Here is a 17162-nt window from a genome sequence, read left to right as displayed (position 1 = left end):
TGACCCCATGACCGTCACCGCCGCGGCTCTCGAACGCGCGCTCACCTGCGTCGACACCACGCTCCGGCCCACTCTCGCCCAAGACTGGACCCGCAAAGCCGGCGAGCTCGAGTGGGACTGCCGCCAGACCGCGGAGCACGTCGGGGACGTCCTGATGTCCTACGCCGCCCAGGTGGTCAGCCGGCCGCAGGACCACTACGTGCGCTTCCTCGCCAAGGCCGACGAAGGCGCCACACCGGAAGAACTCCTGGAGCTCGCCCTCACCGGCGCCCGCCTTCTTCAAGCGGCCGTCAGCACGAGCGCGGAAGACACCCGGGCCTACCACCCCACCGGCCGCGCCGATCCGGCCGGCTTCGCCGCCATGGGCTGCGCCGAACTCCTGCTGCACGGCGAAGACCTGGCCACCGGACTCGGCACCGAGCTCGACCCGCCCCGCGAGGTCTGCGCGAACGTCGTCGCGCGGCTGTTCCCCGGCGAGGCCCCGGCGTCCGACCCGTGGGACGGCCTCCGCTGGTGCGCGGGCCGGATCGCGTTGCCGGGCAGGTCACGGCGGGCGGAGTGGAAGTGGCGGGGTGCGCCGCTCGGTGACTGACCGTCCCGGAGTGTGAACGGTGGCTGCCTGCAACAGGGGGATCCGGTAGTCTCGACTACCAAGGTCGAGAGGCGCTGCAACGGACCACGTGAGTCCGCCACGCTCGGCCGGCTCCACTGTGAACCGAAGGGCGCCTCCGTGACTACGACGGAGGTGGCATGACCCAGCAGCGCATGACCCAGCAGCGCAGGACCAAAAGCGTGCGGGACCTGCTCGACCAGCGCATCGCTGTGCTCGACGGCGCGTGGGGCACGATGCTGCAGGGCGCCGGTCTGACCCCCGAGGACTACCGCGCCGAGTGGCTCGAGGGACACCCCAAGGACGTCACCGGCGACCCGGACCTGCTGAACCTCACCCGGCCCGACGTGATCCTCGACGTCCACCGCCAGTACCTGGCCGCGGGCGCGGACATCACGACCACCAACACCTTCACCGCCACCAGCATCGGCCAGGCCGACTACGGCCTGCAGGACCACGTGCGCGAGATGAACCTGCGCGGGGCCGCGCTGGCGCGCCAGGCGGCCGATGAGTTCGGCGGCCGCTTCGTGGCCGGCTCCATCGGCCCGCTCAACGTCACGCTCTCCCTCTCTCCGCGCGTCGAGGACCCGGCGTTCCGCGCGGTGACCTTCGACGAGGTCAAGGCCTCCTACGCCGAGCAGATCCAGGCGCTCGCCGACGGCGGCGTCGACCTGCTGCTCATCGAGACGATCTTCGACACCCTCAACGCCAAGGCCGCCATCACGGCCGCGCGCGAGGTCGCGCCGCACCTGCCGCTGTGGATCTCCGTGACGATCGTGGACCTGTCGGGCCGCACGCTGTCCGGGCAGACGGTGGAGGCGTTCTGGAGCTCTGTCGCCCACGCGGAACCGCTGGTCGTCGGCGTGAACTGCTCGCTGGGTGCCGCGGAGATGCGCCCGCACGTGGAGGAGCTGGCGAAAATCGCGGGCACCTACACCGCGTGCCACCCCAACGCCGGCCTGCCCAACGCGTTCGGCGGCTACGACCAGACGCCCGCCGAGACCGGCGGCATGCTCGGCGAGTTCGCGGGCGAGGGCATGGTCAACATCGTCGGCGGCTGCTGCGGCACCACGCCCGCGCACATCGCGAAGATCGCCGAAGCCGTGCAGGGCCTGGCACCGCGCGAGGTGCCCGAGCCGGCGCACCGCTCGCGCTTCAGCGGGCTGGAGCCGTTCACGATCGGCGAGGACACCGGCTTCGTGATGATCGGCGAGCGCACCAACGTCACGGGGTCCGCGAAGTTCCGCCGCCTCATCGAGGGCGACAACCACCAGGCGGCCGTGGACGTCGCGCTGGAGCAGGTGCGCGGCGGCGCCAACCTGCTCGACGTGAACATGGACGCCGACCTGCTCGACTCCGTACAGGCGATGACCACGTTCCTCAACCTCATCGCCACCGAGCCCGAGGTCGCGCGCATCCCGGTGATGATCGACAGCTCGCGCTGGAGCGTGCTCGAAGCCGGGCTGCGGTGCGTGCAGGGCAAGGGCGTGGTCAACTCCATCAGCCTCAAGGAGGGCGAGGGCCCGTTCCTGGAGCAGGCCCGCCGCATCCGCGACTACGGCGCCGGTGTCGTCGTGATGGCCTTCGACGAGAAGGGTCAGGCCGACACCGCACAGCGCAAGGTGGACATCTGCGCCCGCGCCTACGATCTGCTCACGCAGCAGGCCGGCTTCGCGGGCGAGGACATCATCTTCGACCCGAACGTGCTGGCCGTCGCCACCGGCATCAGCGAGCACAACGGCTACGCCAAGGCCTTCATCGAGGCCCTGCCCCGGATCAAGGAGCGCTGCCCCGGCGCGCACACGTCCGGCGGCATCTCGAACCTGTCGTTCTCCTTCCGCGGCAACGACGTGGTGCGTGAGGCGATGCACTCGGCGTTCCTGTTCCACGCCGTGCGCGCGGGGCTCGACATGGGCATCGTCAACGCGGGCCAGCTCGCCGTCTACGAGGACATCCCGAAGGACCTGCTGGAGCTCGTCGAGGACGTGCTCTTCGACCGCCGTGAGGACGCGACCGACCGGCTCGTCGAGTTCGCCGAGACGGTGAAGGGCAGCGGTACCAAGCGAACCGTCGACCTGTCTTGGCGTGAGGGCCCGGTCGGCGCGCGGCTTTCGCACGCGCTGGTGCACGGCATCGTCGACTTCATCGAGGCCGACACCGAAGAGGCGCGTCAGCAGTTCGACCGGCCGCTCGAGGTGATCGAGGGCCCGCTGATGGACGGCATGAAGATCGTCGGTGACCTGTTCGGCTCCGGCAAGATGTTCCTGCCGCAGGTCGTGAAGAGCGCCCGCGTGATGAAGCGGTCGGTGGCCTACCTGGAGCCGTACATGGAGGCGGAGAAGGAGAAGATGCGCCTCGAAGGCCGCATCGAAACGTCCCGTGGCCAGGGCAAGGTCGTGCTCGCCACGGTGAAGGGCGACGTGCACGACATCGGCAAGAACATCGTCGGCGTGGTGCTGGGCTGCAACAACTACGAGGTGATCGACCTCGGCGTGATGGTCCCCGCCGCGCAGATCCTCGACACGGCGGTGGCCGAGAGCGCCGACGTGATCGGGCTGTCCGGGCTGATCACGCCCTCGCTCGACGAGATGGTCAGCGTGGCCACGGAAATGCAGCGTCGCGGGCTGAAGCTGCCGCTGCTCATCGGTGGCGCCACCACGTCGAAGCAGCACACGGCCGTGAAGATCGCGCCGGTCTACGACCACTCCACCCTGCACGTGCTCGACGCGTCGCGCGTGGTCGGCGTGGTGTCCGACCTGCTCGACACGGAGCGTTCCGACGTGCTCGACGTCGCCAACCGCGCGGAGCAGCAGCGGCTGCGCGAACAGCACGAGAACCGCCACGCGACGCCGTTGCTCACCGTCGACCAGGCGCGCGCCAACCGCGAGCAGGTGTCGTTCGACGACGTGCCCGTGCCGGAGTTAACGGGCGTGCGCGTGGTCGAGCCGACGATCGCCGAGCTGCGTGAGATGGTCGACTGGCAGTTCCTGTTCCTGGCCTGGGAGCTCAAGGGCAAGTACCCGGCGATCCTGGACCAGCCCGTCGCGCGCGAGCTCTTCGACGACGCCAACACGCTGCTCGACGAGATCATCGCCAACGGCTCCTTCACCGCCCGCGGCTCGTACGGCTACTGGCCCGCGCACTCCGAGGGCGACGACATCCTGCTCGACGGCGAGTACGCCGGCCGCGGTTTCCCCATGCTGCGCCAGCAGACGAAGAAGCCCGAAGGCCGCGCCAACCGCTGCCTGTCCGACTACATCGCGCCGTCCGGCGACCACCTCGGCGGCTTCGCCGTGGCCATCCACGGCGCCGAGGATCTGGCGCACCACTACGAAGCCGAGCACGACGACTACCGCGCCATCATGGTCAAGGCCCTGGCCGACCGCCTGGCCGAGGCGTTCGCCGAGTTCATCCACCTGGAGGCGCGCCGCCGCTGGTTCGAGCCCGACGCGCAGCCCAAGCTGGAGGACCTGCACGCCGAACGCTTCCGCGGCATCCGCCCGGCGCTGGGCTACCCCGCGAGCCCCGACCACAGCGAGAAGAAGGAGCTCTTCGACCTGCTCGGCGCCCGCGAGCTCGGCATCGACCTCACCGAGTCGTACGCGATGACCCCGGCCGCCGCCGTCAGCGGCCTGATCTTCGCGCACCCCGAGTCCCGCTACTTCACCGTCGGGCGCCTCGGCCGCGACCAGGTCGAGGACTACGCCCGCCGTCGTGGCCTGGACCTGGACGAGGTGGAGCGCTGGCTGCGGCCGAACCTGGCCTACTGACCCGGAAGCACGGCCGGCGTGGGTCGTACCACGTCGGCTGTGTCCGGTTCCGGTAGTCGATCGGGCACGAACGGGACGAAAAGACCGGGCCTGGCGGCCCGAAAGGGCGCCCGGACCTGCGCAAAGGCGGTGCTGCGGCTACGTTCTCCCCGTGCGTGGATTGAGTGCGGTGAGGTTCGGCGCGGTGGCGCTGCTCGTGGTGGTTGCGGCGGGTGCGGTGGTGCTGGCGGCCGGCAACGCGTGGTGGTGGTTCCTCGCCGGGCCGCTGCTGGTGCCGGCGCTCGTCGGCGTGTACGACCTGCTGCAGACGAAGCATTCCGTGCTGCGCAACTACCCCGTGCTCGGCCACGCTCGGTTCCTGCTGGAGGCGATCCGCCCGGAGCTGCAGCAGTACTTCATCGAGCGCAACTTCGACGGCCGCCCGTACGACCGCAGCGTGCGCAGCATCGTCTACCAGCGCGCGAAGGGCACCGACGCGGAGGAGCCGTTCGGCACCGAGCGCGACGTGTACGCCGACGGCTACGAGTTCCTCGTGCCCTCCATGGCGCCGGTCAAGCAGGCGGAGACGCCGCCGCGCGTGCGGATCGGCGGGCCGGACTGCACGAAGCCCTACGACATGGCGTTGCTGAACGTCTCCGCGATGAGCTTCGGCAGCCTGTCGGCCAACGCGATCCTCGCGCTCAACAAGGGCGCCGCGCTCGGCGGGTTCGCGCACGACACGGGCGAGGGCGGGCTGTCCGAGTACCACCTGCGCGGCGGGGGAGACCTGATCTGGGAGGTCGGGACCGGCTACTTCGGCTGCCGCACCTCCGACGGCGACTTCGACGCCGCCGAGTTCTCCGACAAGGCGCAGCACGACGCCGTGAAGTGCGTGTCGCTCAAGCTTTCCCAGGGTGCGAAGCCCGGGATCGGCGGGGTGCTGCCGGGGTCGAAGGTCAACGCCGAGATCGCCCGGGTGCGCGACGTCCCGATCGGGCAGACCGTGATTTCCCCGCCGTACCACCGCGTTTTCTCAACCCCGCGCGAGCTGGTGCACTTCGTCGCGCGCATGCGCGAGCTCGCGGACGGCAAGCCCACCGGCTTCAAGCTGTGCGTCGGCTCGCGGCGGCAGGTGCTGGCGCTGTGCAAGGCGATGGCGGACGAAGAGGTCACGCCCGACTTCATCGTCGTCGACGGTTCCGAGGGTGGCACCGGCGCCGCGCCGCTGGAGTTCGCCGACCACCTCGGCACGCCGCTCACCGAAGGGCTCATCACCGTCCACAACGCACTCGTCGGCACCGGCCTGCGCGACCGCATCCGCTTGGGCGCCAGCGGAAAGGTCGCCACGGGCGCCGATCTGGTGAAGCGCCTGGTCCAAGGCGCCGACTACACCAACGCCGCGCGGGCGATGATGTTCGCCGTCGGGTGCATCCAGTCGCAGCGCTGCCACACCAACAAGTGCCCGGTCGGCGTCGCCACACAGGATCCGCGGCGCGGGCGCGCGCTCGACGTCGGGGACAAGTCGCAGCGGGTTCAGCGCTACCAGCACTCGACCGTCGCCGGTGCCCTGCAGATCATGGCCGCGATGGGCGTGTCCGACCCGGCCGACCTCGCGCCGCACCAGCTGCGCCGCCGCCTCGACCCGCACGTGGTGCGGTCCTATGCCGAGCTGTACGACTGGCTGGAGCCGGGGCAGCTGCTCGCCGAGCCGCCCGAGGAGTGGGCCGTCGACTGGAAGGCCGCGGACCCCGACCGGTTCACCGTGTAGCGGGACGCTCCGGTATGTCCGGCATAGGCCGCACGCTGCGGCCGGGCTAGGGTGAGCGGAGGTTGAAAAGGCAGCCTTCGAGCCCCGGTGTGGATTCGTCCGCGCCAGGGCTCTCCTTCGTGTCGCCTCGAATCGCGCGCGGGTGGTATCGGGACGGCACGGTTCTCGAAAGGCTGGTTGCTCTGTCGAACAGGGAATTGCCGGACACCATGGAGCGGGACACCTCACCGGTGGTCCCGCCGGCCGTTCCGGCCACGCCGGGTTCGCGGTTGCGCGTCCTCCTGATCGAGGACGACGACGGCGACGCCCTGATCGTGGAAGAGCTGCTCGCCGACGCCGCGGTGCCGGCCACCCTCGCCCGCGCCCGGACGCTGGCCGAAGCCCTCGCCGGCCCGGTCGTCGCCGACTGCATCCTGCTCGACCTCCAGCTCCCCGACGCCATGGGTCTCACCGGGCTCACCCGGGTGCGCCAGCACGCGCCCGGCACCGCCGTGGTGGTCCTGACCGGGCAGAACGACGAGACCACCGGGGTCGCCGCCGTCGCCGCGGGCGCCCAGGACTACCTCGGCAAGAACCAGGTCGACGGTCCGCTGCTGGGCAAGGCCCTGCGCTACGCGTGGGAACGCAAGCGCACCGAGCAGGTGGAGCAGCAGCTGCTGCAGCAACAGTTGCTGGCCAGCGAGAACTCGCGTCTGGAACGCGGCCTGCTGCCCACCCCGCTGCTCGCCGACCCGCGCCTGGAGCTGGCGTCGAAGTACCGTCCGGGCCGCAACGGCTCACTGCTGGGCGGCGACTTCTACGACGCTGTGGAGCTCACCGACGGCACCGTGCACCTGGTGATCGGCGACGTCTGCGGCCACGGCCCGGACGAAGCCGCCCTCGGCGTCGCGCTGCGCATCGCGTGGCGCGCGCTGGTGCTGGCCGGCATGCCGATGGCCGACGTGCTCGCGACGGTCGAGCGCGTCCTCGTGCACGAGCGGATCCGTCCGCTGTTCGCGACGCTGTGCACGGTCGTCGTCGCCCCCGACCGCCGATCGGCGCGGATGAGCCTCGCCGGCCACCCGCCCCCGCTGCTGATCAGCCGCGAGGGCACCGGCCGCCTGCTGTCCGGCGAAAAGCTGGGCGTGCCGCTCGGCGTCGTCCCGGACGCGCGCTGGGACCCGCTGGACGTCGACCTGGAACCCGGCTGGTCGCTCGTGCTCTACACCGACGGCATCTTCGAGGGCCGCGTCGGCGGCGGAGCGGAGCGCCTCGGCCACGAAGAGATGGCGCGGCTGCTCGTCGAGCTCCTCGGCGAGGCAGGCCCGGACACCGGCCACGGCGTGGTGCTCGACCGGCTCATCACCTGTGTCGAGGAGCTCAACGCCGGCCCGCTCGACGACGACGTCGCCCTCACCATGCTCACTCACCTCGAAGATCGTGAAGAGGCCGCGGAGTGAGCCGGTACGTCCGAGCGCATCCGCACTGGCCGATCCGCCGCTGGGTTTCGGTGGTCGGCCTCGTCGAGGCGGTGCTCCTGCTGGCGGCGGTCGCCGGCGGGGTCCTCGCGGTGGGCAACCTCAACGACGCCCGCAGCCGTCTGCTCGACCAGAGCGGCCCGCAGCTGTTGCAGGCCAACGCTCTTTCGCAGGCGCTGCTGAACCAGGAGACCGGCATTCGCGGGTTCCTGCTCACCGGCCGGCGCGAGTTCCTCGACCCCTACCTGGCGGGCCGCACGCAGCAGGACGACGCCGCGGCCGAGCTGCGCCGCCTCGGTGCGCTGCCCGGCACCCAGGTCGGCGACGACCTCGAGTCCGTTCTGCGCGCCGCCGGCGCGTGGCAGGACGCGGTCACGAAGCCGACGTCACCCGGAGTCCCGCCGCCCGGAGTCCCGCCGCCCGGAGTCCCGCCGCCCGGAGTCCCGCCGCCCGGAGTCGGCGCGGCCGATGCCGGCAAGACGCTGTTCGACCGGGTCCGGGCCACCCTCGGCACGCTCTCGGCGCACGTGTCCGCCGCGCGTGACGTCGGCCGGGCCGACCTCAACGGCGCCGCCGGCCAGCTCACCGTGCTGCTGCTCGTGATCGCCGGGCTCGTGGTGATCCTGTTCGTCCTGCTGTGGGTCTGGTTGCGCCGCGTGATCACGGTGCCGATCATGCGGCTGGCCGCCGAGGTCCGCGCGGTGTCCGCGACCGACGACATGCACCGGCCCGTGCGCGGCACGGGCCCGCGCGAGCTCGTGGAGCTGGGCTCCGACGTCGACGCGATGCGCCTGCGGATCGTGAGCGAGGTCAGCGAGCTGGAGCAGGCGCACGAGCTGCTCGACACCCGCACGCAGGAGCTCGAACGGTCCAATTCGGACCTCGAGCAGTTCGCCTACGTGGCCTCGCACGACCTGCAGGAGCCGCTGCGCAAGGTGGCGAGCTTCTGCCAGCTGCTCGAACGCCGCTACAAGGGCCAGCTCGACGAACGCGGCGAGCAGTACATCGCCTTCGCCGTCGACGGCGCGAAGCGCATGCAGAACCTCATCAACGACCTGCTTTCCTTCTCCCGCGTGGGCCGCCGCGCGGGCGAGATGACCATGGTGGACACCGGGAAGCTGCTCGACGACGCGCTCGGCAACCTCGAGCCCGTGATCGAAGAGACCGGCGCGCGGATCGAGCGCGACGAGCTGCCCCGGGTCCGGGGCGAAGGGCCGCTGCTCACCGCCGTGCTGCAGAACCTGGTCAACAACGCGCTGAAGTTCCACGGCGAAGCCCCGCCCGTCGTCCGCGTGAGCGCCGAGCGCCAGGGTGACGAGTGGCTGTTCTCCGTGTCCGACAACGGGATCGGCATCGAGGAGCAGTACGCCGAGCGGATCTTCGTGATCTTCCAGCGGCTGCACAGCAAGTCGGCCTACAGCGGGACCGGGATCGGGCTCGCGATGTGCCGCAAGATCGTGGAGTTCCACGGCGGCCGCATCTGGCTCGACACCGAGGTGACCGAAGGCAGCCGCTTCCGCTTCACCTTGCCCGCGCCCGATCCGGCGCCTGAGCCGGAACCAGCACGGACCGAGCACACCGAGCCCCTGATCGAGACCCGGACCGGGAACGAGGACGCATGACCGAAACCATGGCCCCCATCGACATCCTGCTCGTCGAGGACGACCCGGGCGACGTGTTGATGACGCAGGAAGCGTTCGAGCACCACAAGATCCGCAACGCGCTCTACGTGGTGGCCGACGGGGTGGAGGCCCTGCAGTTCCTGCGCCGCGAGGACCGGTACGCCGACGCGCCGCGCCCGGGCCTGATCCTGCTGGACCTCAACCTGCCCCGCAAGGACGGGCGCGAGGTGCTCGCCGAGGTCAAGGCGACGCCGGAGCTGCGCAGCATCCCGGTCGTCGTGCTGACGACGTCGGAGGCGGAGGAGGACATCCTGCGCAGCTACGACCTGCACGCCAACGCGTACGTGACCAAGCCCGTGGACTTCGACCGGTTCGTGGAGGTCGTGCGCCAGATCGACGACTTCTTCGTCACCGTCGTGAAGCTGCCGCGCTGAGCGCCGGCAGTGGCGCGCGCGGCGGCGATCCTGCACGATGGGATCTTGTGACGTCTTCTCCCCGGGATGTGCCCGAGACCGGCGACCTGCTGGTCACGGTGCGGCGGCACGAGCGAGCCGCGGTGGTGACCGTCGCCGGCGAGATCGACCTCGTCACCGCGCCCGAACTCGACGAGATCGTGACCGCCGTGGTCGACGAGAGTCCCGAGGTGCTCGTGGTCGACCTGCGCAAGGTCACCTTCCTCAGCTCGGCCGGGCTCCAGGTGCTGGCCGCGGCGCACCAGCGGCTGGGGGAGCGAAGGCTGCGAGTGGTCTCGACGTCGCACGTCACGACGCGACCGCTCACCAGCACCGGGCTCGACGCGTGGATCGGCCTGTTCACCACCGTCGACGAGGCGCTCGCTTCGGGAACGGAGGCGTGATCGTGGCCCTGCCCGAAGACAACCTCCCCCGGGGTATCCAGCCGGGCGGGACCCCGCTGAGCTGCCGCGACGTCGTGGCCGAGCCGGGTGCCCTGCGCGCGCTGCGCCACCGGCTCACGGCGTGGGTGCGCGCGGCGGGCGTGCCCGAGGACCGGGCGCAGGACATCGTGCTCGCCAGTTACGAAGCGCTGGCCAACGTCGCCGACCACGCGTACGGCGGCGACGGGCGGGGTCTGCTCGACCTCGAAGCCGTGGTGCGGCGGGACCGCGTCGAGATCGTGATCACCGATCACGGGCACTGGCGCGCGCCGGTCGACGACCCGAACCCCGTGTCGCTGCGCGGCCGGGGGCTTCTGCTGCTGCGGGCGAGCGCCGACCACGCCGACATCGCGCCCGGCGTGGACGGCACCGTGGTCACCCTCGGCTGGAACCTGATCCCCGCCCGGTCGCACTGACGGGCTCGGCCACGCTCAGGGGTTGACGGGCTGCGGTTCCGCGGACTGCCCGGCCGCCCGGCGGCGCAGGAGGAACCGTTGCACCTTGCCGCTGGGGTTGCGGGGCAGCTCGGTCACGAACTCCACCCGCCGCGGGTACTTGTACGGCGCCGCAACGGATTTCGCGAAGTCCTGCAGTTGTTTGACCATCGCGGCGTCGCTGTCCGCGCCTTCGCGCAGCACCACGTAGGCCGCGACGATCGACCCGCGCGCCTCGTCCGGCGCCGCGACCACCGCGCACTCCAGCACGTCGGGGTGCGCCATCAGGACTTCCTCGACCTCGGGGCCGGCGATGTTGTAGCCCGAGGACACGATCATGTCGTCGCTGCGGGCGCGGTAGTGGAAGTAGCCGTCGGCGTCGCGCACATATGTGTCGCCGGTGAGGTTCCAGCCGTCTTCCACGAACACGGTCTGGCGGTCGTCGGCGAGGTAGCGGCACCCCGTGGGGCCCTGCACGGCGAGCCGGCCGGGCGTGCCGTCGGGCACCGGGTGGCCCTCGTCGTCGACGATCCGCGCGCGGAACCCGGGCACGGCGCGCCCGGTGGAACCCGGGCGGGTTTCCTCGTCGGCGGCGGAGATGAACACGTGCAGCATCTCCGTGCTGCCGATGCCGTCGATGAGCCAGCGGCCGGTGGCCTGGTGGAAGTCGACGGCCACGCTCTCCGGCAGCGCCTCGCCCGCCGAGACCGCGCGGCGCAGCGCCGACAGCGAGGCTCTTCGGTCGGACGCGAGGATCGCGCGGTAGGCCGTGGGGGCGGTGAACAGCACCGTGACGCCGTGGGCCGCCGCGAGGTCGGCCAGCTCCGGCGGCGTCGCGCGCTCGACCAGCAGCGTGGCCGCGCCCGCGTGCAGCGGGAACACGAGCAGCCCGCCGAGGCCGAACGTGAACGCGAGCGGCGGCGTGCCCGTGAACAGGTCGGTGGGCTCGGGCTTCACGACGTGGCGCGAGAACGTGTCCGCGATGGCGATGAGGTCGCGGTGGAAGTGCATGGTGGCCTTGGGCCGCCCGGTGGTGCCCGACGTGAAGGCCAGGATCGCCACGTCGTCGGCGGCCGTCTCGACGTCGGCGAACGTCTCGGGCTGTGTCGCGCACCGGGCCGCGAGATCGTCGGGGGAGTCGCCGCCGAAGGCGAGCAGCGGCAGGGCGAACGGCAGCAGGTCCTCGGTGTAGCGGTGGTCGGCGAGCGCGAGCGTGGGGGAGGACGCGTCGACGATCTTCGTCAGCTCGTGCGTGCGCAGCATCGGCATGGTGGTCACGGCGACCGCGCCGGCCTTGAGCACGCCGAGCCAGCACGCGGCGAGCCACGGCGTGTTCGGACCGCGCAGCAGCACGCGGTTGCCCGGCACCACACCGAGGCTCACCAGCGTGCCCGCGATCTGGTTGGCGCGGGCGAGCAGTTCGCCGTAGGTCCAGGTGCTCGTCGGCGAGAGCACCGCGGGCCGGTCGGGGCCCCAGTGCGCGACGGCTCCGTCGAGCAGGCGGGTTGCGGCGTTGAGCCGATCGGGGTAGTGCAGTTCGGGAAGCTCGAAGAGCAGGTGTGGCCACTGGTCGAAGGGAGGCAAGTTGTCCCGGCAGAACGTATCCGAGTGGGCACTGGGCGTGAGCTGCACGGCTGACCTCATTTCCCGTGGCGGCCGTCAAGAGAACGCCACTGTAATACAATTTACGATCGTCAGGAAGACGCTAGAGCGGCCGAAGGGGGCCGAGTCATGGCTGCGGTCGTGAAACCCGAGGTCGACACGCGCGATCCGGACGAGGCGCGGACGCGGCTCAGCGACGTGTATTGCCCGCACCGGCTCGACCTCGTCGGCGGCGCGCGCGGGTTCGTGTGCCGGCAGAGCTCGCGCGGGTTCGCCAAGGTGCGGCTGTTCGACCTCGTGTACGGCGGGCCCGAGGTGCGCGTCGATCCGGTGCCGTTCGACGACTTCGTGCTCGTCACGCGTCCGCTCAAGGGCCGCTTCGCTGTCCGCTCGACCGCCGACGGTCTCGTCGGTGCCGGGTCGGGCGCGCTCGTGATGGACGCGTACGGCTCGTACCAGCTGCGGTGGTACGACAGCGCCGAGGTGCTCAACACCGTGCTGGACCGCGACGGGCTCGAACGGATCGCCGCCGAGCTGCGCGGGTGGGACGAGCCGCGGCCGGTGCGCTTCGCGCTCGGCGCGCCCGCGTCGGGCGCTGCCGCCCGCCGGTGGGACACCGCGACCCGGCTGCTGCTGGACGAAACGCGGTCGGCCGACGGGATGGCGGGCAGCCCGCTGCTCGCCGCCCAGCTCTTCCGGCTCGCGGCGACCGCGTTGCTGGAGGCGTACCCGAGCACATTCGGCGAAGCGGAGGCCGAGCCGGCAGGCCAGGTGTCGCCGGCGGCCGTGCGGCGCGCCGAGGCGTTCATCGAGCTGAACGCCGCGGAGGACATCGGGCTGCTCGAGATCGCGGCGGCCGCGCGGCTGAGCGTGCGCGGGCTGCAGGCCGCGTTCAGCCGGGCGGGGCGGCCTTCGCCGGTGGCGTACTTGCGGGAGACGCGGCTGCGCCGGGCGCACGCGGAACTGCGTGAGCGGTCGCCGGAGGAGACGACGGTGGCGTCCGTCGCGGCGCGGTGGGGTTTCGGCAACGCCGGGCGGTTCAGCGCCGAGCACCGGCGTCTTTACGGCTGCGGCCCGTCGGACACCTTGCGCGGCAACGGATAGCCGCGTCCCCCGTCGTGAAAAGCCGGTTCGCGCACGGCGGGGGCCGGGGAACGCACGACGCGTTGACTCACCGTTGCGGTGCCGAATACTCCGCAGCAGATGTAAGCCACGTCACTCGGAGGAGGACACCTATGACCGTCGAACAGCTCGAACCGGCGCTCGCTTCCCACTACGAACCACTGATCAACGGTGAGTTCCGCTCGATCTCCACCGAGACCTTCCCGGCGGTGGACGCCGCCACCGGCGCGCAGCTCGCGACGATCACCCGCGGCGGCGCGGCCGACGTCGACGCCGCCGTGGCCGCCGCCCGCGCGGCGTTCCCCAAGTGGGCCGCCACGCGCCCCGAGGAGCGGTCGCTGCTGCTGCACCGCCTCGCCGACTGGATCGAGGCCAACGCCGAGAGCCTGGCCGCCATCGACACGATGGACATCGGCCGCACGATCTTCGAAACGCCGCTGGACCACCGGATCGCGGTGGGGCAGTACCGGTTCTTCGCCTCGGCCGCCGTCACGCACGACGGCTGGAACCACCCCGTCGCCGGCGGCTGGGCCATCGCCAAACGCGAGCCGATCGGCGTCGTCGGGCAGATCATCCCGTGGAACGTGCCCGCGATCATGACCGCGTTCAAGCTCGCCCCGGCGCTCGCGGCCGGGAACACGGTGGTGCTCAAGCCGGACGAGAACGCGTCACTGTCCACATTGGAACTGTGCACGAAGCTCGCCGAACTTTTCCCACCCGGCGTGGTCAACGTCGTGCCGGGCTACGGTGACGAGGCCGGCGCCGCGCTCACCGCGCACCCGGACGTGGACAAGCTCGCCTTCACCGGCTCCGCGGAAGTCGGCCGGCTCGTCGCGCACGCCGGCGCCGAGCGGCTCGTGCCGGTGTCGCTGGAGCTGGGCGGCAAGAGCCCGAACATCGTGTTCCCCGACATCGAGGACCTCGACCGGGTCATCGACAACGCGACGTTCGCCGCCACCTACTGCAACGGCCAGTCCTGCCTCGCCGGCACGCGCCTGTTCGTGCACGACGACCTGTACGACGACTTCCTGGGCAAGCTCTCCGCGAGCTTCCAGGGGGTGCGCGTCGGCTCCCCGCTCGACCCCGCCACGCGCCTCGGTTGTCTCGTGTCGGAGAAGCAGGGCCAGCGCGTACTGGACTACATCGACGCCGGCCGCTCCGACTCGTCACTGGTCACCGGCGGCGGCCGCACGACGGTGGCCGGCAGCGAACACGGCTGGTTCATCGAGCCGACCGTGTTCGAGACCGAGAACTCCAGCCGCATCGCGCAGGAGGAGATCTTCGGCCCGGTGCTGTCGGTCATCCGCTGGAAGGACTACGACACGCTGATCGACCAGGCCAACGACGTCGAGTACGGCCTCGCCGCCGGCGTCTACACCACCAACCTGAAGAACGCGATGCGCACCGCCGACCGCCTCCACGCCGGCTCCGTGTGGGTCAACCAGTACTTCAACCTCGTCGACGGCTCGCCCTTCGGCGGCTACAAGGGCAGCGGTCTCGGCCGGGAGTACTGCAAGGAAACGCTGGACATGTACACGCAGCTGAAGTCGATCGTGCTGGCGGAGGAACTGCCGCCGCCGCTGTTCGGCTGAGCCGCTTTTCGAACGACCGCTCAGCCGCGGACGACGGGCTTCCAGACGTCGTCGTCCGCGGTTTCGGCGCGCCACCCGTCGACGTGGGTCGCTGGGAGCACGAAGAACGGGCTGTCGACTCGGTCATTTCGCCCTCGCGCCAAGTCGGCCGGGACGCCGCGGGGCCGCGCGGGCCGCCTCTGTGGTTTGTGAAGGGCTCCTTGCGGGAATCGAAGTCCCTCAAGGAGCCCTTCGGCCGGACCTGCAGGCGGTTCAGTTCCGCGCGTCGAGGTACTGCGGGTCCGGCGGCGGGATCGGGGTGTCGGGGACACCCGCCAGCAGCGTGCTCATCGCGTGGAAGTACGGCGGGGCCGCCACCGTGCCACCGAACGCGCCGTGGCCGCAGTTGCCCAGGTGCACCGGGGTGCCGGGGCAGATTTCCTCAGGGTTGCGGCCGTCGGCGAAGACCATGGAGGACACGCCGAAGTTGTCGACGCCGCCGACGAAGGCGACCGACTTCGACTCCTGCGTGGTTCCCGTCTTGCCGATGTCCGGGCGCGTCCAGCCGGCCGAGTGCGCGGCGGCGGCTGACGTGCCGACCGTGGTGTCCTGCGAGAGCCCGGCCTCAAGCGTGTTGGCGACGCCCGTCGGGATCACCTGCTCGCACCCCTGCTGCTTCACGGGCACAGCTTGGCCGTCGCGATCGGTCACCGACAGGATCGGATTGGGCGGGCACCACGTGCCGCCGCTCATCAGTGTCGCCGAGACGTTCGCCATCTCCAGCGGGCTCACCGGGCTGTTGCCGAGGGTGAACGAGAGCAGGTTCTGGAAGTACTGCGACTGCGGCTCGTCGTACTGCGGGTTCTTCGACCGCGCGTCCGACGGGTCGGTGATCGGCGGGTTGCCCGCGTCGTTGGTCGCGAGCGTGGTGCGCAGGCCCAGCTTGCGCGCCATGTCCAGCACGGTGGGCATGCCGACCTGCGATTCGAGCCCCACGAACGCGACGTTCGGCGACGTCGCCAGGCCGCTGGCGAGCGAGATCGGGTCGGGGTAGCTGGTGCCGTCGTTGCTCACCGGGTAGCACGGCGTGTACTTGTTCGCGTTCGGCGGCGTGAAGCAGTTGCTGAACGGGTTGGGCAGCGGCGTGTTCAGCCCGGCCTTGCCCGCCACCATCGCCGCGGCCGAGGTGAAGATCTTGAACGACGAACCGGCGCCGAACTTGTTGCTCGCGTCGGCCACGATGTTCGTGGACGTCTCGCCCTGGGCCGGATCGGTGCCGTAGTTGCGGTTGGCGACCATCGCGAGCACCTGGTGCCCGCTCGCGCCCGGCTGCACCACGGCGAACGTGTTGGCCACGCCGTCCTGCGTCGTCGGCACGTTGGCGTCCACCGCGTCCTTCACGACCTGGCTCACGTGCGGGTCGAGCGTGGTCTTGACGACGTAGCCGGCGGTGTCGAGCTGGTCGATCGTGAACCCGGCCTGCTTGAGGTAGTTCACCGCGTACGCGCAGAAGAACCCGGCGTCGGGCGCTGCGCCCATGCACGTGCTCGACGGCGCGGCCGGGCGCGTGCCGACCACGCCGAGCGGTGTCGCTTTCGCGGTGGCGGCGAAGGAAGCCGGGATGGACTTCGCCGTGACCATGGAATCGATGACGGTGTTGCGCCGCTTGAGCGCGTTGTCCGGATGCGTGTACGGGTTGTAGACGCTGGGGTTGTTCACCATGCCCGCCAGCAGCGCGGCCTGTGGCACGGTCAGTTTGTCCGCTGTGGTCCCGAAATACGCTTCCGCGGCCGCGCCGATGCCGTAGACGGTGCCGGTGTACTCCACCACGTTCAGGTAGTCGGCGAGCACGTCGTTCTTGGACACGGTCTGGCTGATCTGCACGGCCATCTTGGCCTCGCGCAGCTTGCGGGCCAGCGAGTCCTCGCGGTCCTTGTCCTGCGCCGTCTTGTCGTTGCGGTCGACGACGTTGATGAGGTAGTTCTTCACGTACTGCTGCGTGATCGTCGACGCGCCCTGCAGGTCTCCGCCCGAGCTGTCGTTCACCGCCGCGCGCAGCATGCCCTGCGGGTCCACACCGCCTTCGGTGTAGAACCGGCGGTCCTCGATGTCGACGATCGCGGCCTTCATCGCGGGCGAGATCTGCGCCGCGGTGACCGGAATGCGGTACTGCGCGTACAAAGTCGCGATCGTGCCGCCGTTCCGGTCCGTCACCGTTGTCACGAGTGGCGGGTCCGCGTGCTCCAGATCCGCGGAGATCGCGTCGACGGAGTCACTGACCTGATTGGACAAAACACCCGCGCCGATGGCGACCGGTGCCATCGTGCCTGCG

Annotated in this window: 12 protein-coding genes; 10 read left to right on the top strand and 2 right to left on the bottom strand. The window is 70.8% G+C overall.

The annotated features are described in order from the left end of the window. Positions 1-7: 7 nt before the first annotated feature. The 8 genes from ABZU76_RS34640 (at position 8) to ABZU76_RS34605 (ending at position 10517) form a co-directional block, all read left to right on the top strand. On the top strand, positions 8-592 hold the full coding sequence (locus tag ABZU76_RS34640) for a hypothetical protein (RefSeq protein ID WP_354877185.1): 585 nt from the start codon (positions 8-10) through the stop codon (positions 590-592). 158 nt (positions 593-750) lie between these two features. Next, positions 751-4380 carry a methionine synthase gene (metH, locus tag ABZU76_RS34635; RefSeq protein ID WP_354877183.1) on the top strand — a complete coding sequence of 1210 codons (3630 nt, stop codon included), beginning with the start codon at positions 751-753 and terminating at the stop codon, positions 4378-4380. 151 nt (positions 4381-4531) lie between these two features. Then, a complete protein-coding gene (locus ABZU76_RS34630) occupies positions 4532-6127 on the top strand; it encodes an FMN-binding glutamate synthase family protein (protein WP_354877180.1) in 1596 nt (531 codons plus the stop codon). A gap of 209 nt (positions 6128-6336) precedes the next feature. Then, positions 6337-7566, top strand: coding sequence for a SpoIIE family protein phosphatase (locus tag ABZU76_RS34625; RefSeq protein ID WP_354877177.1), 1230 nt, complete (start codon positions 6337-6339; stop codon positions 7564-7566). After that, complete coding sequence (locus tag ABZU76_RS34620) at positions 7563-9206, top strand: ATP-binding protein (protein WP_354877174.1); 1644 nt, start codon at positions 7563-7565, stop codon at positions 9204-9206. Before ABZU76_RS34625 ends, ABZU76_RS34620 begins: the two co-directional genes overlap by 4 nt. Continuing rightward, on the top strand, positions 9203-9640 hold the full coding sequence (locus tag ABZU76_RS34615; RefSeq protein WP_220238953.1) for a response regulator: 438 nt from the start codon (positions 9203-9205) through the stop codon (positions 9638-9640). The genes ABZU76_RS34620 and ABZU76_RS34615 overlap by 4 nt, the downstream gene beginning before the upstream one ends. Positions 9641-9687: 47 nt before the next feature. Then, positions 9688-10062, top strand: coding sequence for an STAS domain-containing protein (locus ABZU76_RS34610; protein ID WP_354877170.1), 375 nt, complete (start codon positions 9688-9690; stop codon positions 10060-10062). Positions 10063-10064: 2 nt separating this feature from the next. Continuing rightward, positions 10065-10517: an ATP-binding protein gene (locus tag ABZU76_RS34605; RefSeq protein WP_354877167.1), complete on the top strand. Its 453-nt coding sequence runs from the start codon at positions 10065-10067 to the stop codon at positions 10515-10517. A gap of 15 nt (positions 10518-10532) precedes the next feature. Here the strand turns inward: ABZU76_RS34605 and ABZU76_RS34600 are convergent, their stop codons facing one another. After that, positions 10533-12167 carry an AMP-binding protein gene (locus ABZU76_RS34600; RefSeq protein ID WP_354877164.1) on the bottom strand — a complete coding sequence of 545 codons (1635 nt, stop codon included), beginning with the start codon at positions 12165-12167 and terminating at the stop codon, positions 10533-10535. A 99-nt stretch (positions 12168-12266) separates the two neighbouring features. Here ABZU76_RS34600 and ABZU76_RS34595 point away from each other — a divergent pair, with 99 nt between their 5' ends. After that, positions 12267-13241, top strand: a complete 975-nt coding sequence (locus ABZU76_RS34595; protein WP_354877161.1) for an AraC family transcriptional regulator — start codon at positions 12267-12269, stop codon at positions 13239-13241. 131 nt (positions 13242-13372) lie between these two features. Then, a complete protein-coding gene (locus tag ABZU76_RS34590; protein WP_354877158.1) occupies positions 13373-14851 on the top strand; it encodes an aldehyde dehydrogenase family protein in 1479 nt (492 codons plus the stop codon). Between the two features lie 252 nt (positions 14852-15103). On the opposite strand, the gene ABZU76_RS34585 is transcribed toward ABZU76_RS34590, so the two are convergent. Next, a complete protein-coding gene (locus ABZU76_RS34585) occupies positions 15104-17152 on the bottom strand; it encodes a transglycosylase domain-containing protein (protein WP_354877381.1) in 2049 nt (682 codons plus the stop codon). Positions 17153-17162 lie beyond the last annotated feature (10 nt).

The sequence above is a fragment of the Amycolatopsis sp. NPDC005232 genome, from assembly GCF_040607795.1.
GTDB lineage: Bacteria > Actinomycetota > Actinomycetes > Mycobacteriales > Pseudonocardiaceae > Amycolatopsis.
This window is presented reverse-complemented; position numbering and strand designations above follow the sequence as displayed.